Below are 16,925 nucleotides of genomic sequence, written 5' to 3'. Positions count from 1 at the left end.
TTCACTTTTGTAACCATTCCATTACACTCTCATTCAAATTATTTTTGCTCCAAAAAGTAAGTGCTTCGCTTTCCCCGAGAGTATGCACAATATACTCCATATACGATGTTCCTAAAAAATAACCGAGGCGATTGTATCCGAAATGGTTCCCTCCTGATAGACGGAACCATTCTTTCTCTTTTTCATCTGTCCATCCTTTAACATAATCTTGTAAAAAACGTTTCTTAATGTGCTCTTCGTTTTCTTTATAACATTGTAACGATGGATCACCATCACTACTATATGAATAATAAACGGACTCACGTAAACCTTTAACTATTTGTTGTGATAAATAGGTCGCGACCCCTTCACGATATAAACTTACCGCCGGATCAGTCCATTCAGCCTTTGTCCAATCCATCCCATTCTCTTGTAACACCACATTATGATATATATGTCCGATCTCATGAGCAACGATAACACAGAGATGCTCCCTTTCAGAAGATAATTTCTCTGCCGCAAAAAATATATCTCCAATAATCTCCCTTTCCACAAATGCATTGGAACCAAATCCACCAACAAATAAATGAAATGTTACATTTACTTCAAAGCCAAATTGAGTACGATAGCGCTCTATTACTTCTTGAATAATAGATGGTAAAGTTTCCGAAATGATAAGAATGTCTTCTAGTTTTACTGGATACTTGTCAATCGCATTAGAAAGACGTTCCTCCGTTTTCGGACAGTGAAACTTAAAATACTCTTCGAATGCTTCTGGGTGTTTATCATAATAATTGTTTAAGTCGTCCAATCCTATATGATTGTTGTCAAAAAGCTGAAAAAAACTTGGAATTGTATTGTTAATCACCTTATTCATCTCCTTGTATGCATACACCTTCTCTCCTTACTTGTTACAATCCTCCTTCTATAGCTTTAATGAGTAGCCAAAAAGGATTCTGTAAATGCAAAAAACCAACAGGAAGTGTATAATCATTCCCTGCTGGTTTTATATTGTAAATATGTATTTTTACACTTCGATAGATTTACCGTCTTCAACAATATGGTAAAGTAAGTGCGCTAAATGATGAATTGGACCATACTCTTCCTCTTCTTCATTTGTTTCACCTTGGAATTCAAGATCATTTAAGTATAATGCTAAAAATTGATAGAACAATTTCAAATCAAATCCGTAGCAAGCACTTGGTTCTTCATGATCTCCTTCATATTGTAACATTAAGTATTGGTCGTTTCCTTCTGCATCTTTTGCATCAAAGAATACGAAGAAACCAACGTTTGTATCTAAATCAAATAGATGACGAGTACCTTTTTCTGTTGCTTTATCGAAGTCCTCTTCACTTAATTTATGTACTGTTGTTGCCTTTGCATTATCCTCTTGATGAAAATTTACTGTAAATGTTTTCAATGCTGACACCTCCTGATTGTATAACAGTAGCATAACATATAAAAAGGACTGCTTACAAATGTAAACAGCCCCCTGAATTCATTTCCGCATTGCACGGAATATAAAGCTTACGATAAAAATTAAAATAATCGCACCTATTAAGGCCGGAACAATCGCATACCCGCCTATAACAGGTCCAAATTTACCAAGTAATAACGTACCAAGCCAAGAACCGACAATACCCGCAATAATATTTCCAATTACACCGCCCGGTACATCTTTTCCTGTAATTAAACTTGCAAACCATCCTAAAATACCACCGACAATTAAAGACCAAATCATATAATTACCTCCTTTATTTTTGACCAATAAAATTATAATCAGAAACAATTGCTTACCATTAGTTATGTTACATTTTTCGCAAGTTATTCGTGAGTTAAAAATCATACATGTATGCTCAACTTACTAAGGACAATCTGGCTTCAATATTCTTCTCATAAATTCGTCTTTAAATGCTTGATAATTAAAATCAACCGCAACACTTTGACCTCTCGTTACATCATTTGTCGTACTAATCCAAACTGATGATTCTTTTATTCAAAAATATCATCAGTTATAAATGAAATGAACGGAAGTAAATCGTGAATCGGACTCCCTCTAATGCCTGGATATTCTTTTTTGTAAACGTTCTCGTAATAAAAATCAATCATTGGTTTAATAAGTTTCGCCTGCCCTGTACCTTCTTTATTAATAATATCAATCATTTCAGGGGTAATAAGAGCGTATTGCGTTACATGTAAAGGGTATATAGTAGCATTCTTTGTATATTTCATAACGATATTCGCCGCAATGGGATCTCCATAAAAATTAGCTTCCGATACTGCTGTAACATTACCCGGAAATAGAAAAGCGCCGCCCATTATAGAATAAGAACATACTCGATTCATTAAATTGGGGTACAATAAAAATAATGTTACAAGTGTTGTTAATCGTCCCGTCGCCACAATAATAATATCTTCTGGACAAGGCTCAATTAATTTAATCAATTCACAAAAAATTTCTCTGTCACAAATTCTCATTTTCGGTGGAATAATTGAACCTAAACCGTGATCACCATGAATTTCAGGGGAAAATAAAGGTTCTTCTCCTGTCACATCGGTCTACTAGCACCTTCAATTATCTTCACTTCTGTAGCATAAACATTTTCCGTAACAATTTCCCGTGACACATTACCATACTCTGCAACGATACCTATAATGTCTAATTCGCATAAATTAACGCTACCGCATCATCAATACCAAAATCTCCGAAAAAAATTATTTTTTTATTAAATTTCCTCCCCCCTCTCCAGCATAATCTACTATCATTATTATGCGAAAAAGACAAGGGGGTGAAACGGAGATAATTAAAAAAGCCGCCTATTTATTGGCGACTTCAATCTTCTTATAAGATAAATATGCTAGTACACTTTTGCTTGAATCATATTTTGGATTATTCCCTTTTCTCGGTTCTCTCATATGTGTTTTTTCAAATCCCGGAATGTTAGGCATTTTCTCCAAAAATTCAAGCATCTCTTCCTCAGTTCCCTCAATACGTACACGAATCATTGTTACTATTCCTCAATTCTCATTTTCTCTGTACTAAGTATATCGTACTTCGGAAGGACTGCAAGAAATTTATCTTTTTAATGTTGAACTTTTTTTACATACGAACAGTGCCATCTCAGTATAAAACGATTCTATTTTATTATTTTCAAATTGGATTTTAAAGAATTCCTGCATTTCATTTGATGTTTTCATCATACACTCAGTTAACTTTACGCGCTTTTGCACTGGCACATCCATCATATCGCACCACCAGTCAAAATCGAACTTTTTGTCAAAAGTAAGACATGACTGCATTTGCAGACCATGTTTTTCTAATAAAGTAATCCATTCCGTCTTTTTCAAAGCTCGTTCATGGCTCGGATCTCGCTTCTTTTCGATAAAGTTATAAAATGTATCAAATTCATTATTTTCTGGTGAAACATTATCAATCAATATAAATAATCCATTATCTTCCAGTGTACGATTTACTTCAAAAATAAATTGCAAAGGGTCAACAAAGTGATGTGCTGCAATTCGACATGTAATTGTATCAAAGGATTCATCTGCAAATGGTAAACTCTCTGCATTTCCTGCTACAAAAGACACATTTTCATGCCCGTTCCCCTCTATAAAACCTTTTGCTTTTTCTAACATTTTTTCTGTTAAATCAAGAGCGACGACCTCTTTAAACATAGGGGCTAGCAAATTTGCAACATGTCCCCCACCAGTAGCAATATCAAGAAGACGAGTATTATGACGAGTTTCAACTTGCTGAACTACATATTGTAAATCCGGTCCATTTGCATGAATTTTACTTTTCACATACTTTTCTGCATTACTACCAAATTGTTGTTTCACAAGCTCTTCTTTACTCATTTTTATCATCTTCTTTCTATTGTTATTTACATATACGATTCATTTAATTAATAAGTTCTCTTTACATATTTTCAAATCCTCTTTTAGACATATTTGTTACATACTCATAATGTAATTCTTGTATACAAATCGTAGTATTAGAGTGATTGATGACTTAGATTTTAAAGAGAAAATAAAAAAGGCTGTGAGAAATTATCCCACAACCTCATAAAACGCCTTTACAAAAGGGCCCATTCACATTCTTCTAAATGATGAATATTCTCTTGCAAATCCACAAAGATTTCAACTTCATTATTAGTTGCCAATCTTGCATACATTCCAAATTGATTCATACCAACCCATATCCATTCTGCTGAACCTTCAAACACTGCTTTCTTTATATGTCCTAACTTAACAAGTTCCAATCTAAGAAATTTATCCTTATTAACTGTTTGTTTATCTAATAAACCATACTCTTTTCCATTTTCTAATAACGAGATAAACTTCCCAGCGATTGGATGTTCTCGAACAATAAAATGATACTCCTTTTCATCTTTAGTCGCTACAATCAAACGGGAAACAGATACATCAAATCCAGAATTTGGCATGCACATATTGATCAGCTCCTTTATTGGTTTCATAAACATCATAACAGTTTAATATTTAAATTAAGTTAATGTAATGTAAAAATATAAAAGCTGATTTCCCATTAGAAATCAGCTTTTACACACTAGTAGTATTTAAATTTTTGACAAATCTTTTTATAGTGTTTCTTTTTCTTCTTCATTTCCCGACATTAAGTTCCCTATAGCATCTGCGGTAACTTCAACTACAAATTCACAAATCCCTGCTACAACTTCTCCAATTACTTCACCCATCTTACTACCCCCTTGTTTTTTGTAACCTATTTGTAGTATAGAAGATATTGGTTTATTTTAACTATCGGAAAAGGTGACATGAATATTACAAGTTTGTAAGCTATTTCAATGTATTTTTAAATTTATACTTCTACCCTTTGAAACTTTAAGTATTATTAACAACCAGATAGGTCATCATAATATAAAGCAATTACAAATCCTAACTTAGAGGAGGCGTGTAAAATATACTACGTAAAATTAATTAAAGGTCAATCTTTCTATGCTTTTGATCATCGTTTCTTAGTCTCTCAAGAAGAAAAGGTTTCGGAGAAAATTTTTAATTACTTACGCCGTAATGAATTCTTCGAAGTACGTAAAGAAGAATATTCTGCCTAAAGTATGAAAAGCATCAAGAAATAACTCACATAATTGTGATTCATTTTTGATGCTTTTATATTATCTACCTACATTCAACATTATTTCTCAATTCTCTTAAAATCTTATTGTATATATCCAAGCTAATTCATTGTTACCTTCATATTTTAGTATATGAGGAGGTGACGAAAATGACTCATATTATTGATTACCAAGCAACTCAGCCTATAAATAAAACTGGTGAAACAACTTTTACAATTCCCCATTCTCCAAAAAAAGCAATTCTAGCAAAAATCAAATTAAAAATTTCAAAAAGAGATTCTCGTAATAATCGAGTAGAATTAATTGCTACAGTTGGAGTTGAAGGTATAACGGGTATATCACAAATATTATTTAGAATTTTCCGTGACGACACTGAAATTTTCAACACACAAGTTGGGATTGAATCTACAGATTCTGAGCAATTCTACGTTGAAACATTTCAAGCTATAGATCAAGATGTTAGCCGCGGGACTCACAAATATTCATTAACTGTAGAAAATCTAACAAGTGCTGCAAGAGCAGACGTTGTTGGCCCTTTATCTTTTAGCGGTTTAGCTATTGGACAAGACCATAAGTGTCGCTAAGTGAATTTATTGTTTAATTTTGCATTAAAAAAAAGCGAGACGTAGTATATACGTTCTTGCTTTTTTTATTTTTTCTATGTTTATCTTTACTATCAATTGGTATTTAATCATAAGTTTTTTTACATTGTGAATTGCTTATTTCAGTACTTAATAAAGCAAATTTTTTACAAATCAAAAAGATTGAAATCCACTAATGAAACACGTAATATAGACTCTGACTCTAAAAAACACGTTAAAAAATAACGAATACATAAGGAGGTTTTATATACGATTTTTTAATTATAAAAGACTGCGAGGTTTTTAATTATGTGGCGTAATAAAAATGTTTGGATCGTATTAATTGGGGAGTTCATTGCTGGTCTCGGTTTATGGCTTGGTATTCTTGGTAACCTTGAATTTATGCAAAAATATGTCCCTTCTGATTTCATGAAATCAATTATATTATTTATCGGACTGTTAGCTGGCGTTCTAGTTGGTCCAATGGCTGGCCGAGTAATTGATCAGTATGAAAAAAAGAAAGTTCTTCTTTACGCTGGATTTGGTCGTGTTATTAGTGTTATTTTCATGTTTTTCGCTATTCAATATGAAAGTATCGCCTTTATGATTGCTTTTATGATTGCACTTCAAATTTCAGCAGCATTTTATTTCCCTGCATTACAATCTGTAATCCCACTCATCGTTAGTGAGCATGAGCTATTACAAATGAACGGTGTACATATGAATATCGGTACAATCGCTCGTATTGCAGGTACTTCACTAGGTGGAATTCTTTTAGTTGTAATGAGTTTACAGTATATGTATGCCTTCTCAATGGCAGCATACGCTTTATTATTCCTCTCAACTTTCTTCCTACAATTTGAAGATAAAAAAACAGCTACATTAAGCAAACAATCTGCGAAAGATAATAGTTTTATGGAAGTATTTCGTATTTTAAAAGGAATCCCTATTGCTTTTAAAGCACTTATATTAAGTATTATCCCTCTTTTATTTATAGCCGGATTCAATTTAATGGTTATTAACATTAGCGAAATGCAACATGATCCAACGATTAAAGGATTCATATATACAATTGAAGGTGTAGCGTTTATGTTAGGTGCATTCGTAATTAAACGATTATCGGATCATTTCAAGCCTGAAAAATTACTATATTTCTTCGCATTTTGTACCGCTTTTGCACATCTTTCCTTGTTCTTTAGCGATATAAAATGGATGGCACTTGCCTCATTTGGTTTGTTTGGATTTAGTGTTGGCTGCTTCTTCCCTATTATGTCGACAATTTTCCAAACGAAAGTAGAAAAAAGCTATCACGGACGTCTCTTCTCATTCCGTAATATGTTTGAAAGAGTTATGTTCCAAATTGTCTTACTCGGCACTGGCTTCTTCTTAGATACGATTGGATTACAGTATATGGTACTAATTTTCGGTGTCATTTCATTGTTGATTATTTTCATTTCCCTATCTAAGCAGAAACAATTTGAAAAACAATCGTCACAATCTGCGAATTTATAACATAAACATCTTGGGCATGGATTTAGTATTATACTGATCCATGCCTCTTTGTTTTATATGAACAAAACCTAATTACTATGTTCACTGTAAATATTTAAAGGATTATTCCTTCCTACTTTCGAAAACAGTATTGAAAAGATTATCTAAAAAAGGAGTTTTGGAAATGACTGCCTTCGTACAGTTATTAATGATCTTTCTTTTTGTTATAATTATGTTTAGCGTAATTAACTTTTTAGCCATTTCCCTATCTCAACATAGCGTTAAAAGAAGAATTGTTGCCGGTTTCGTATTTTTACTGTTAACTCCCATTGTCTTTCTTACTACTACAGCATTGGCTTCTATATTCGATAAAGTTAGATTTGGCGCAGCTAACCTATCCTTTAGTATTGCAGGTATTTACATTCTAAATGGAATAGCAATTCTTCTTTCCTCTACACTCATTATTAAAAAAGCATAGTGTTGATTTAAAATAAGTTAGACATATAATTTACTTAAATAGTTATTTGGCATGGATCTGGCTTTTTACTGGGCCCATGTCCTTTTTTATGCCTTCCCTTTCAAACAAAGCCAATATTTTCATGTAAAATTTATTAATTCTTTATAAAAATTTAAACTTTATTCATTACAATGTTCCTATCGTATTCGCACGTTTATAAATACTAATAAGGAAGGAGCACAAAATGAAAAAGTATCTACTTATTTTCCCTATACTAGTCGTTCTACTAAGTGGATGTAGTAATGATGACATATTTGGTTCTTGGGCAGTCGTTGATAATAAAAATGGTGAATGTCCTGTATATTATAAATTTGAAACAGTTGTAAAAGAAGAAAAGAAAGAAAAGCTTGTTCAAAACTTAGTAGAAATGCATACAACAAATAAAAAAGAAGATTTATATAAAGGATCGTTTGTAAAAAACTCTAACGTGTATCACATTGATTATGGTAACTCGTTTACATCGGATCAATCTATAAAAGTTGTCGATAGTAAATTAAATGTATACTTTATGAATGCTGAGAAAATGTGTACATATAAAAAATTAAATGATTAACTATTAGAATTCAGCAACTTCCAAATACTACAAAAGCGCAGAATGTATTTTCTGCGTTATTTCACTTTAGACGACTTCCTCTAGAAATATATTTCTCTTTTAAATTCTTTAATTTGAATGTAAAATTATACAATAAATCAAATCACTGTGAGGTGCTTGTTTTGAGAAGCTTAAGTTCTCTAATTATATCAACAATTTGTTCAGTAACCCTTATCATATGGAACGCTCTTTCATTTTATGAAAAATACACTACAGGTAACTCATACTATTGGATTAGCGGTATATTAGGCATCGTATTCGTGTTCTTTTTTATTCAAAACTTGCGAGATTTTATTAACAAGAATTACAAAACTTCCTAAATAATACGAAATAAAAAATGTGATAGATTATTGAGTTAGCCTGTCTATCATTTAGCTATCCCTTTCAAAAGAATTGAAAGAATAAATAACTTGTGAAGTATGACATTTATTCCAAACATCCTCCCTCTTAATTTGTCAATCGTTTTAATTTTCTTAAAAAAATGATAAAATATAAACATGTGTTTTCAGAATAATTAAAAACGTAGAAAGAAAGCGCAGTTTTTAGGAGGGGTTTTGATGACTTACACGTTAGCAACTAGAATGAAAGCATTCCAATCTTCTATATTTAGTGAATTAGGAGCCTATAAAAAAGAGAAAATTGCAGCAGGTCACAAAATGATTGATTTAAGTATCGGGAATCCTGACATGCCTCCTGCTGATTTCGTAAGAGAAGCAATGGTACATACAGCAAGCGCAAAAGAAAGTTACGGATATACGTTATCAGGTATTCAAGAATTTCACGAAGCTGTAACTGAATATTATAATAATACTCATAATGTTATATTAAATTCTGATCGAGAAGTTTTATTACTAATGGGCTCGCAAGATGGACTTGTACATTTACCAATGGTTTACGCAAACCCTGGAGATGTTATTTTAGTTCCAGACCCTGGTTATACTGCCTATGAAACTGGAATTCAAATGGCCGGTGCAACCTCTTACTACATGCCGTTAAAAAAAGAAAATGACTTCTTACCTAACTTACAAGATATTCCTGAAGAGATTGCTGAAAAAGCGAAGATGATGATATTAAACTTCCCAGGGAACCCTGTTCCAGCAATGGCTCATGAAGATTTCTTTAAAGAAGTTATCGCGTTTGCAAAAAAACATCAAATTATTGTCGTACATGATTTTGCTTATGCTGAATTTTATTTCGATGGTAAAAAGCCAATAAGCTTCTTATCTGTCCCTGGTGCAAAAGAAGTTGGCGTTGAAATTAATTCTTTATCTAAAAGTTATAGTTTAGCTGGTAGCCGTATTGGCTATATGATTGGTAATGAAGAAATTGTCGGTGCACTTACACAATTTAAATCTAATACAGATTATGGTGTGTTTTTACCAATTCAAAAAGCTGCCTCCGCTGCATTACGACACGGCACTGAGTTTTGTGAGAAAAACCGTGGCATTTACCAAGAACGTAGAGATACTTTAGTTGATGGATTCCGAACTTTCGGTTGGGATGTCGACAAACCAGCTGGAAGTATGTTCGTCTGGGCTGAAATTCCGAAAGGATGGACTTCTCTAGAGTTCGCTTACGCATTAATGGATCGTGCAAATGTCGTTGTCACACCAGGTCATGCATTTGGTCCTCACGGTGAAGGATTTGTGCGTATTGCACTTGTTCAAGATAAAGCCGTCTTAAAGCAAGTCGTTGAAAATATTAAAAATAGCGGTATTTTCTCTCTTGAAAAAGTCGATGAATTAGTTAAAAATTAATTACAACTCCCCCTGCTTAACTTTTGCAGGGGTATTATTATTAACTGGAGGTACGGTATGAAAATTAAAGATACTCTTCCCCATCGCTATCCATTTTTAATGATCGATAAAATTACAAACGTTAAGGAATCTCAATTAGCTACAGGATACAAACTAATTACACATAACGAGTGGTTTATTAATGAAAATCAAAACTACATGCCTCATATGTTAATTGTAGAAGCACTTGCCCAACTTAGTGCATTTGTAAGCACAAGTGAATCTGATGGATTAGGTTTTCTCTCCTCATTAGATGGAGTTGCGTTCCATGAAAAAGCATATCCTGGTGATAAACTTGATTTACATTATGAACTAACACGTAACCGACGAGGTTTTATTCTCGGTAAAGGAATTGCATCTGTAAATGGTCAATCAATCGTTACAATTGAAAAGCTATTAATATACCAAGCTGATTAAACAGACTACATAGTTAGGAGTAGGAAAATGGAGAGTACTGTCGGTATCGATGCTGGAGGAACATTAACAAAGATTGCTTACTTTAACGAAATGAACAAATTAGCTTTTGAAAAATTTTATTCTCATGAACAAGATAAAATTATAGATTGGCTCAATAATAATAAATTAATTACGAAGTTATGTATTACAGGTGGGAAAGGTGAACAACTTCAAAAACTGCTTTCAAATTCATACGAGATAGTAGCATTAAATGAATTCGTTGCAACGCTAACAGGTGTGCGCTATATCCTAAACAAAGAAAATCATTCTATTAACAATTTTGTTTTAACAAATATCGGGACAGGTACTTCCATTCACTACGTTCATGACAAAGAATATGTTCGCGCCGGTGGAACTGGAGTTGGCGGCGGTACAATTATGGGCCTTTCAAAGCTATTAACAAATTCAGATCATTTTGAAGACGTAATTCCTCTTACGAAAATAGGTTCAAGAAAAAGTCTAGATATTACAGTTGGAGATATTTATGGTGGTATTCTCTCTCCTATCGATAATAGCTTAACTGCTAGCAATTTCGGAAAAGCGGCCATTATAGACTCAAATTATAGTAGCTCAGATATACTAGCTACAATTCAAGGACTTGTCGGTGAAGTTGTCACAGCATTAAGCCTTCAATTCGCCGAAGCGAAAAACATTGACCATATCGTTTACATTGGATCTACCTTATGTAATAACGTACACCTTCAAAACATTATAAGTAGCTATACAGAATATCAAAACAAAATACCAGTCTTTTTACAAGATGATGGTTATAGTGGTGCGATTGGTGCTTTGCGCTATGTTAAAAATTAAAAAAGTTGGCTTTTGCCAGCTTTCTATTTTTATAGAGACAATTCAAACTCAATAATCGATTCCCCATTCTCACCAATACGTTCCACACTAATTCTATTGATTTCACAGTTCAGCTTCTCATGAAAACTAGGAATCTCCTTCGCTATTTCAGCAACTAACTCCGCGCTACTTTTTCTCCCGACTGTTACATGTGGTATGTATGGAATATCCGCTCTCAAAAATTGTAGTAAAGGACCTGTATACAATCTATCGTGCAGTTCTTCTATTTGTTCTTTCCCTCTTTCAACTCGTAAAAACAAATATTCCCCTTCACTGCTTATTTGATTTGCAAATTCAATTTCTATCGGCTGAATCCCTTTTAACAAATTCAAAATATGTGATTTCAACTCATCATTCGAAATTGTACTTTCAAACGGAAATACAATTGTTATATGTGGTGGGATTAATCCGAATAAAGGATCATGCTTTTTCTAATGTTCTCCATTTTATCTGTGAGCATGTTATTTAGAAAAAGTAAAATTGTACGCATTTTTATCTCCTTCATTTTCCATCAATTTTTTTATATTTATCATATTGCATTGCACCTTGCACTTCAACAAATTATTTCACTTGCATATAAAAATAAAAAACTTCTCAAATGAGAAGCTTTTATTTTTATATAGCATGATTACTATTCCCACGCCAAACTTTTCTAAATTTTATATAACAGGCAATTCTCCACGGAATGATATACGATACTGCAACGACGTAAAATAATAAACCAATCGTTTGTTGATCTAGATCAACAATATATTGTCTTGAACCATATCTCAAAACAACCAGCGCAATAAAAGTAATTAAAAAAGCTGCACTTTTTTTCGTATAAATATTCCCATCATCTCTTCGCTCATAATTTGTTAGAACTATAAGTGGTATAGCGAAAAGAGCACCAATGAATATTGCTATACCCACTTGTAATATAGCTGGATGTACTGGACCAAAAAACAATAATATACCTGGTGTTAAAAATAGTAATGGCCACAAAATACGTTTTCCTGTTCCCTTTATCGGCTTATACATAGAGCGGTAACGACGCCAAAATATTAGCAGTGCCACGCATAAAAAGACGGTTATTAGTGAAGATGTGTCACCCATTTATTTCCCTTCTCTCTAAAATATTAATCTAATACTATTTTAAAACATTTTTTCAAATGAAACTTTACGAATAAATATACTACTAGTTATGATATAAAGAATGGTTAATCCAATTGAAATGACAGTAAAACATGGGATATCTATTAAAGATAGATTAGATGTAGAATTTAAATCCTGTATTCCTACTTCTCCATAAAGTACACTATTCAATGATATAAAAAGTGTTCCGCCTATCATAAGCCCCACCCACTTAAACCGTTTCTTAATTACTACCGCTACTTGAAAGAAGGTTGCTATTGTAACATACAATAATAATTGTACAATAAACTGTTTAACTGAGTTTTCTCCTAAACTAGTATTTGCTGTACTATACAATGTATTCTGTAAAAGAAACACTTGAAGGAATGAGAATAATGCTGCTTGTAATATAATATAGCAAACTGATCCAATGAAAAACTGTAATCTCGTTACTCCGAACGAAACAGCTAAACGAAATACATCATCCTGTATAATAAAGGTGCTTACTACTATAAAAAATATACTTGCAATCGAAGGGTTATTTAAAATATGTTGTAAAAACCCTTCTTTTATTCCCCTTAAATCTACTGCATTTGTTGTTCCTTTTATTAGAAACGCCACAATCCAAAATATTAAAATCGCTTTATAATGAAAATTGATATGTAACTTTAATTGCTTCATTAACATCGTCATTTCACTTCACCACCCGTTATATGAATAAATAGTTTTTGCAATGTAATTTCATCAACTATTAAGCCTGTATTTTCAATAGAATGATAATCTTCAGTAGAAAGTTCTTCCCATATAACTGCAATCCCTTTATTTCCATAAATTTCTCGATTAACAACTTTTTTATCAATTAAAAACTCATCCACTCTATCTTTTTGACCTGAAATCGTATGGCCTTGTTGTAACAAATTCTCTACTGATGATTGAACTATTAATGCTCCGTCTTGTAATATGATCACATCTTCAATAACATGGACAACTTCTTCTACTAAGTGTGTTGATAAAATAATTGTTCGAGGATGCTCTCCGTAGTCTTCCAAAAGTAAACTATAAAATAATTCCCGATGTGCCGCGTCCAAACCGGTAGTTGGTTCATCAAAAATAGTAATAGGCGCCCTGCTTGCTAGTCCTTGAATAATTCCTACAACTGTTTGCATACCGTGCGATAATTTATGGTATTTCTCTTTCGTATTAAGCTGAAATTTCCCCGCAAGTTCTTCAGCATACTTCTGATCCCAATTTTTATAAAACATGTTACATAGTTCAAAAATCTCTTTTACTTTATAACTTAAATGAGCTTCTTCTTTCACCTTTACAAAACAAATATTTTGCATCGCATTACTATTTTCAAAAATATTTTCACCAAATACAGATACACTGCCACCACTTGAAATAATCTGCCCTGCGAGTATGTTTAATAATGTAGTTTTCCCTGCTCCGTTTCTTCCAAGCAAACCATATATTTTATGCTCTTCCAATGAAATTGTTACTTCATTTACAGCTAGTTTCTTTTTATATTTTTTGGACAATTTTTTCGTTTCAAGTGCAATCATTCCTCTTTCGCCTCCTTTGTAATTTTTTGAATCATATCCATTAATTCTTCTTTAGAGATTTCTAATACTTTCGCTTCTTCCCATACTTTAGGTAAATACTCTGTCATAAAAGTATTTTGCCGCTTCTTTAATACGACTTCCTTCGCACCACTTGCAACAAACATTCCAATCCCTCTCTTTTTAAATAAAATGCCCTCATCCACTAATAGATTTACCCCTTTCGCCGCAGTTGCCGGGTTAATTTGTAGCATCTTTGCAAATTGATTTGTAGATGGAACTTGTTCTTCCTCAAGCAATATGTCCTTTAAAATATCAGCTTCGATTGTTTCTGCAATTTGTATATATATTAATTTATTTTGCTCCAGAGTTGGTTTCACAATTTCACCACCTTAGGTTCATAGGTTAATTACTTATGTAATTAACCATATCACATCATTTTATTATTTTCCATAATTTTCATAAAATAAAGAGAGTCATTCGATAATGAATGACTCTCTTTCGAAAATTTTCGTATTTTCAACCTTCGTTCTCAAATCCTTTTCATTGATGCCATTTTGACAAAAGTTAAACCTCTCTCGCTTTAAAGATTTCGTTCGGTCTACTACTTGCCCTAAATGATAACTTGTGTGCTCGACTAAATGTAATAAGCTATGCAGATCAATTTCGGTTCTTCCTTTACACGCTTTTATATACTTGTTTCCCCATTCACGAAATACTTCTTCTACAATTTCCAGCAGCATTTCAGCACTTAATGACTTCGTTGGAAAGTACTCTTCAATCCCCTTTTCAAAATTTACATTTGGATTCGAGTAACGAATCGTGTTTCTTTTTACATGTTCGCAGATGTGTAATACTATACCTCCAATTGAATTAGCCTCTCCTTCTCTTTTCCACAAGTCTTCCACGTTTAAACACTTTAGTACTTGTGTTAGCTTTGGTAAATAATGATCATTCATTCTGAAATAAGAAATTCTATAAACAAGCTCCATCTTTCCCCCACCATCTCACTTAGTTTCCCGTATAGGATGTTCATCAAAAAATTGTTTCCGAAAATCTTTATTATTAACAAGCGCTACTATTTTTTCTAGATTACCGTAAAAGAAGTTCATTATGATTCCCTTATTCCATATTTGATCACCTTTCGGAAAATCATTAAATTCTTTATAAAGTATGGGCAAGAGTTCTTCTCTTTTCAGAGTAAAATTCTTAGTTTCCAGCTGAAACTCATACCCTTTCGCATTTGGTACTAAAATTGCAAGATAGATAGCATTAAAGAGAAAATTCTTTTTCATCGTATCCTTTTCGTCAAACCAATACGTCTCAATCATATCTTCTGTTAAGTTATCGTTCTTTTTCTCACCGTATTTCACCGTGATTTTCTCATTTTTTAAGCTTAAACTTTGAGCTGTTTCACCACCAGGTAAGTTGTTAACAATCGCAGACACATCGGAATTATTTCCAACGTATGTCCACGTATATTTCTTAAAATCCGCTGGTCCAATATCTGATATTTCTTTTATTCTCCCTCCGTTAGAACAAGCAGTAACAAATAAAAAAATTGTTAGCATAACACCTGCTATTTTATTCATATAGTTCATTAGACACCCCCACTTTCTATATATAATTCGAGTAATACAATATATCCATTCAAAACCCTTCAAAATATACGCATTTTAATCAAAATTAAAAATTTTCACTTTTTTGTTTACAATTATCCATTAATTGTATATAATTACTAACGTAAGAAAAATATTCTAAAAGGAGGTCGAATGAAATGATGAAATTACAATTACATGCATTAACTTTAGCGTTAGTTGCGCCTTTGTTTTTCGGACAATTAAATAGAAGTTCGGCCACCCTAATGGAGAATTGAAAATCGTACATTATTTCTTTTAATTCATAAATTCGCCACAGGAGGTCGTATGCTTTCCTGTGGCTTTTTCACGCCCAGCCATAGGAAAACGGTATCTTCCTGTGGCTTTTTTGTGCGGTTTTTTAGTCTCTTATATCATTTTTTAAAGAAAGGAGCAACATTTGATGACTATTAGCGTATTGTTTTTAAGTATTACGATTCAAAGAAATACTCTTTCAAATGCTGAAATTCTTCATAATGAGCAAATTGAAAAAGCTATGAACGATGTAAAGGAGCGCCAAGTGCTTTATTTTGATCACCTGTAATTCCTTTTCGAAAGGAGGAATTCGTTTATGACTTTTCATATTTTCTTTTTTACGGCGGCACTTCAGAAAAAAACTATATCTGAAGCTGAAATCTTTCGTAAGCAACAATTAAAACAAACTATGGATAAAATAACGGACATTAAAAGTTCGTATTATACACAAATGTATTAAAAATATATTTTAAAGGGGCATTATCTTAATGAAATTTAAAGCATTCTTTTTAACTATCACTATTCAAAAACGTAAACCTTCAAAAGATGAATTTTTACGTGAACAACATATCAAAAACATTATGGACGAAGTGAAAGAGCGTCAATCTTCTTATTACAATCGTCTTTACTAAATAAATTATAAAGGGGTAATATCTTAATGAAATTTAAAGCATTCTTTTTAACTATCACCATTCAAAAACGCAAATTTACTAAAGATGAACTTTTACGCGAACAACATATTAAAAACATTATGGACGAAGTGAAAGAGCGTCAGTCTTCTTATTACAATCGTCTTTACTAAATAAATTATAAAGGGGCAAAAATCCAATGAAATTTCGAGTATTTTATTTAACGATTACCATTCAAAAAAATAAGCTATCTGAGTCTGATATGCTTCATGACCGACAAATTAAACAGGCTATGGACAACGTAAAGGAACGACAAAGTCATTACTGTAGTCACCTGTAATTCCTATTCGAAAG

General features: G+C 32.6%; 26 protein-coding genes and 2 pseudogenes. 14 read left to right on the top strand and 14 right to left on the bottom strand.

The window, feature by feature from the left end; genetic code table 11:
- Position 1: 1 nt before the first annotated feature.
- From U860_RS0126430 to U860_RS0126400, 7 genes and pseudogenes are all read right to left on the bottom strand, one after another.
- On the bottom strand, positions 2–856 hold the full coding sequence (locus U860_RS0126430; protein WP_025150883.1) for a DUF5700 domain-containing putative Zn-dependent protease: 855 nt from the start codon (positions 854–856) through the stop codon (positions 2–4).
- A gap of 150 nt (positions 857–1,006) precedes the next feature.
- A complete protein-coding gene (locus U860_RS0126425) occupies positions 1,007–1,402 on the bottom strand; it encodes a hypothetical protein (protein WP_025150882.1) in 396 nt (131 codons plus the stop codon).
- Between the two features lie 78 nt (positions 1,403–1,480).
- Positions 1,481–1,723, bottom strand: a complete 243-nt coding sequence (locus U860_RS0126420) for a GlsB/YeaQ/YmgE family stress response membrane protein (protein WP_002172362.1) — start codon at positions 1,721–1,723, stop codon at positions 1,481–1,483.
- A gap of 123 nt (positions 1,724–1,846) precedes the next feature.
- Positions 1,847–2,767: pseudogene (locus U860_RS32055) on the bottom strand (nucleoside hydrolase).
- A gap of 32 nt (positions 2,768–2,799) precedes the next feature.
- Positions 2,800–2,988, bottom strand: a complete 189-nt coding sequence (locus U860_RS0126410; RefSeq protein WP_025150881.1) for a DUF3970 family protein — start codon at positions 2,986–2,988, stop codon at positions 2,800–2,802.
- A 69-nt stretch (positions 2,989–3,057) separates the two neighbouring features.
- Positions 3,058–3,843, bottom strand: a complete 786-nt coding sequence (locus tag U860_RS0126405) for a methyltransferase domain-containing protein (protein ID WP_025150880.1) — start codon at positions 3,841–3,843, stop codon at positions 3,058–3,060.
- Between the two features lie 218 nt (positions 3,844–4,061).
- On the bottom strand, positions 4,062–4,430 hold the full coding sequence (locus U860_RS0126400) for a hypothetical protein (protein ID WP_025150879.1): 369 nt from the start codon (positions 4,428–4,430) through the stop codon (positions 4,062–4,064).
- A 492-nt stretch (positions 4,431–4,922) separates the two neighbouring features.
- Here U860_RS0126400 and U860_RS34310 point away from each other — a divergent pair, with 492 nt between their 5' ends.
- The 9 genes from U860_RS34310 to coaW all read left to right on the top strand — a co-directional run bounded on the left by U860_RS34310 (position 4,923) and on the right by coaW (position 11,339).
- Positions 4,923–5,075 carry a YqbF domain-containing protein gene (locus U860_RS34310; RefSeq protein ID WP_071719564.1) on the top strand — a complete coding sequence of 51 codons (153 nt, stop codon included), beginning with the start codon at positions 4,923–4,925 and terminating at the stop codon, positions 5,073–5,075.
- A gap of 170 nt (positions 5,076–5,245) precedes the next feature.
- A complete protein-coding gene (gene exsC, locus U860_RS0126390) occupies positions 5,246–5,680 on the top strand; it encodes an exosporium protein ExsC (protein WP_025150877.1) in 435 nt (144 codons plus the stop codon).
- Between the two features lie 306 nt (positions 5,681–5,986).
- Positions 5,987–7,189: an MFS transporter gene (locus U860_RS0126385; protein WP_025150876.1), complete on the top strand. Its 1,203-nt coding sequence runs from the start codon at positions 5,987–5,989 to the stop codon at positions 7,187–7,189.
- A gap of 163 nt (positions 7,190–7,352) precedes the next feature.
- Positions 7,353–7,646 (top strand): hypothetical protein, encoded by a 294-nt coding sequence (locus tag U860_RS0126380; RefSeq protein WP_025150875.1) that lies wholly within the window; start codon positions 7,353–7,355, stop codon positions 7,644–7,646.
- Between the two features lie 223 nt (positions 7,647–7,869).
- Positions 7,870–8,238, top strand: a complete 369-nt coding sequence (locus U860_RS0126375; RefSeq protein ID WP_025150874.1) for a hypothetical protein — start codon at positions 7,870–7,872, stop codon at positions 8,236–8,238.
- 161 nt (positions 8,239–8,399) lie between these two features.
- Complete coding sequence (locus U860_RS36650; protein WP_071719277.1) at positions 8,400–8,597, top strand: hypothetical protein; 198 nt, start codon at positions 8,400–8,402, stop codon at positions 8,595–8,597.
- A 237-nt stretch (positions 8,598–8,834) separates the two neighbouring features.
- Entirely contained in the window at positions 8,835–10,034 is a 1,200-nt protein-coding gene (locus tag U860_RS0126370; protein ID WP_025150873.1) for an LL-diaminopimelate aminotransferase, read from the top strand.
- A gap of 57 nt (positions 10,035–10,091) precedes the next feature.
- On the top strand, positions 10,092–10,490 hold the full coding sequence (locus U860_RS0126365; RefSeq protein WP_025150872.1) for a 3-hydroxyacyl-ACP dehydratase FabZ family protein: 399 nt from the start codon (positions 10,092–10,094) through the stop codon (positions 10,488–10,490).
- A 27-nt stretch (positions 10,491–10,517) separates the two neighbouring features.
- Complete coding sequence (gene coaW, locus U860_RS0126360; protein WP_025150871.1) at positions 10,518–11,339, top strand: type II pantothenate kinase; 822 nt, start codon at positions 10,518–10,520, stop codon at positions 11,337–11,339.
- A 29-nt stretch (positions 11,340–11,368) separates the two neighbouring features.
- Here coaW and U860_RS32050 read toward each other — a convergent pair.
- The 7 genes and pseudogenes from U860_RS32050 to U860_RS0126325 all read right to left on the bottom strand — a co-directional run bounded on the left by U860_RS32050 (position 11,369) and on the right by U860_RS0126325 (position 15,651).
- Positions 11,369–11,868 (bottom strand): annotated as a pseudogene (locus tag U860_RS32050) (2'-5' RNA ligase family protein).
- A gap of 125 nt (positions 11,869–11,993) precedes the next feature.
- Positions 11,994–12,473 carry a cytochrome c biogenesis protein CcdC gene (locus U860_RS0126350; RefSeq protein WP_025150870.1) on the bottom strand — a complete coding sequence of 160 codons (480 nt, stop codon included), beginning with the start codon at positions 12,471–12,473 and terminating at the stop codon, positions 11,994–11,996.
- Between the two features lie 39 nt (positions 12,474–12,512).
- Complete coding sequence (locus U860_RS0126345) at positions 12,513–13,184, bottom strand: DUF4052 family protein (protein ID WP_025150869.1); 672 nt, start codon at positions 13,182–13,184, stop codon at positions 12,513–12,515.
- Positions 13,181–14,053, bottom strand: coding sequence for an ABC transporter ATP-binding protein (locus tag U860_RS0126340; protein ID WP_025150868.1), 873 nt, complete (start codon positions 14,051–14,053; stop codon positions 13,181–13,183). Before U860_RS0126340 ends, U860_RS0126345 begins: the two co-directional genes overlap by 4 nt.
- Complete coding sequence (locus tag U860_RS0126335) at positions 14,050–14,430, bottom strand: GntR family transcriptional regulator (protein ID WP_025150867.1); 381 nt, start codon at positions 14,428–14,430, stop codon at positions 14,050–14,052. The genes U860_RS0126340 and U860_RS0126335 overlap by 4 nt, the downstream gene beginning before the upstream one ends.
- A gap of 96 nt (positions 14,431–14,526) precedes the next feature.
- Positions 14,527–15,042: a hypothetical protein gene (locus U860_RS0126330; RefSeq protein WP_025150866.1), complete on the bottom strand. Its 516-nt coding sequence runs from the start codon at positions 15,040–15,042 to the stop codon at positions 14,527–14,529.
- A gap of 15 nt (positions 15,043–15,057) precedes the next feature.
- Positions 15,058–15,651, bottom strand: coding sequence for a DUF4825 domain-containing protein (locus U860_RS0126325; RefSeq protein ID WP_002172377.1), 594 nt, complete (start codon positions 15,649–15,651; stop codon positions 15,058–15,060).
- A gap of 439 nt (positions 15,652–16,090) precedes the next feature.
- On the opposite strand from U860_RS0126325, the gene U860_RS0126315 reads away from it, so the two are divergent.
- The 5 genes from U860_RS0126315 to U860_RS0126295 are packed head-to-tail and all read left to right on the top strand — an operon-like array spanning position 16,091 to position 16,911.
- Positions 16,091–16,231, top strand: coding sequence for a YrzI family small protein (locus U860_RS0126315; protein WP_002172379.1), 141 nt, complete (start codon positions 16,091–16,093; stop codon positions 16,229–16,231).
- 27 nt (positions 16,232–16,258) lie between these two features.
- Positions 16,259–16,402, top strand: a complete 144-nt coding sequence (locus U860_RS0126310) for a YrzI family small protein (protein WP_025150865.1) — start codon at positions 16,259–16,261, stop codon at positions 16,400–16,402.
- A 28-nt stretch (positions 16,403–16,430) separates the two neighbouring features.
- The gene (locus tag U860_RS0126305) at positions 16,431–16,574 is read left to right on the top strand and encodes a YrzI family small protein (protein WP_002172381.1); all 144 of its coding nucleotides are present in this window, start codon (positions 16,431–16,433) and stop codon (positions 16,572–16,574) included.
- 26 nt (positions 16,575–16,600) lie between these two features.
- Positions 16,601–16,744: a YrzI family small protein gene (locus U860_RS0126300; protein WP_025150864.1), complete on the top strand. Its 144-nt coding sequence runs from the start codon at positions 16,601–16,603 to the stop codon at positions 16,742–16,744.
- Positions 16,745–16,770: 26 nt separating this feature from the next.
- The gene (locus U860_RS0126295) at positions 16,771–16,911 is read left to right on the top strand and encodes a YrzI family small protein (protein ID WP_002172383.1); all 141 of its coding nucleotides are present in this window, start codon (positions 16,771–16,773) and stop codon (positions 16,909–16,911) included.
- Positions 16,912–16,925: the final 14 nt, after the last annotated feature.

Source organism: Bacillus sp. H1a, from assembly GCF_000633475.1.
GTDB lineage: Bacteria > Bacillota > Bacilli > Bacillales > Bacillaceae_G > Bacillus_A > Bacillus_A paramycoides.
Note: the sequence above shows the minus strand (reverse complement) of the source record. Positions and strands in the feature narration are given on the sequence as shown.

What these genes read in the sequence shown, in the direction of transcription:
- U860_RS0126430 (WP_025150883.1), bottom strand. Translation starts at nt 856, where the DNA reads ATGAATAAGGTGATTAACAATACAATTCCAAGTTTTTTTCAGCTTTTT.
- U860_RS0126420 (WP_002172362.1), bottom strand. Translation starts at nt 1,723, where the DNA reads ATGATTTGGTCTTTAATTGTCGGTGGTATTTTAGGATGGTTTGCAAGT.
- U860_RS0126410 (WP_025150881.1), bottom strand. Translation starts at nt 2,988, where the DNA reads ATGATTCGTGTACGTATTGAGGGAACTGAGGAAGAGATGCTTGAATTT.
- U860_RS0126405 (WP_025150880.1), bottom strand. Translation starts at nt 3,843, where the DNA reads ATGAGTAAAGAAGAGCTTGTGAAACAACAATTTGGTAGTAATGCAGAA.
- U860_RS0126400 (WP_025150879.1), bottom strand. Translation starts at nt 4,430, where the DNA reads ATGCCAAATTCTGGATTTGATGTATCTGTTTCCCGTTTGATTGTAGCG.
- exsC (WP_025150877.1), top strand. Translation starts at nt 5,246, where the DNA reads ATGACTCATATTATTGATTACCAAGCAACTCAGCCTATAAATAAAACT.
- U860_RS0126385 (WP_025150876.1), top strand. Translation starts at nt 5,987, where the DNA reads ATGTGGCGTAATAAAAATGTTTGGATCGTATTAATTGGGGAGTTCATT.
- U860_RS0126380 (WP_025150875.1), top strand. Translation starts at nt 7,353, where the DNA reads ATGACTGCCTTCGTACAGTTATTAATGATCTTTCTTTTTGTTATAATT.
- U860_RS0126375 (WP_025150874.1), top strand. Translation starts at nt 7,870, where the DNA reads ATGAAAAAGTATCTACTTATTTTCCCTATACTAGTCGTTCTACTAAGT.
- U860_RS0126370 (WP_025150873.1), top strand. Translation starts at nt 8,835, where the DNA reads ATGACTTACACGTTAGCAACTAGAATGAAAGCATTCCAATCTTCTATA.
- U860_RS0126365 (WP_025150872.1), top strand. Translation starts at nt 10,092, where the DNA reads ATGAAAATTAAAGATACTCTTCCCCATCGCTATCCATTTTTAATGATC.
- coaW (WP_025150871.1), top strand. Translation starts at nt 10,518, where the DNA reads ATGGAGAGTACTGTCGGTATCGATGCTGGAGGAACATTAACAAAGATT.
- U860_RS0126350 (WP_025150870.1), bottom strand. Translation starts at nt 12,473, where the DNA reads ATGGGTGACACATCTTCACTAATAACCGTCTTTTTATGCGTGGCACTG.
- U860_RS0126345 (WP_025150869.1), bottom strand. Translation starts at nt 13,184, where the DNA reads ATGACGATGTTAATGAAGCAATTAAAGTTACATATCAATTTTCATTAT.
- U860_RS0126340 (WP_025150868.1), bottom strand. Translation starts at nt 14,053, where the DNA reads ATGATTGCACTTGAAACGAAAAAATTGTCCAAAAAATATAAAAAGAAA.
- U860_RS0126330 (WP_025150866.1), bottom strand. Translation starts at nt 15,042, where the DNA reads ATGGAGCTTGTTTATAGAATTTCTTATTTCAGAATGAATGATCATTAT.
- U860_RS0126325 (WP_002172377.1), bottom strand. Translation starts at nt 15,651, where the DNA reads ATGAACTATATGAATAAAATAGCAGGTGTTATGCTAACAATTTTTTTA.
- U860_RS0126315 (WP_002172379.1), top strand. Translation starts at nt 16,091, where the DNA reads ATGACTATTAGCGTATTGTTTTTAAGTATTACGATTCAAAGAAATACT.
- U860_RS0126310 (WP_025150865.1), top strand. Translation starts at nt 16,259, where the DNA reads ATGACTTTTCATATTTTCTTTTTTACGGCGGCACTTCAGAAAAAAACT.
- U860_RS0126305 (WP_002172381.1), top strand. Translation starts at nt 16,431, where the DNA reads ATGAAATTTAAAGCATTCTTTTTAACTATCACTATTCAAAAACGTAAA.
- U860_RS0126300 (WP_025150864.1), top strand. Translation starts at nt 16,601, where the DNA reads ATGAAATTTAAAGCATTCTTTTTAACTATCACCATTCAAAAACGCAAA.
- U860_RS0126295 (WP_002172383.1), top strand. Translation starts at nt 16,771, where the DNA reads ATGAAATTTCGAGTATTTTATTTAACGATTACCATTCAAAAAAATAAG.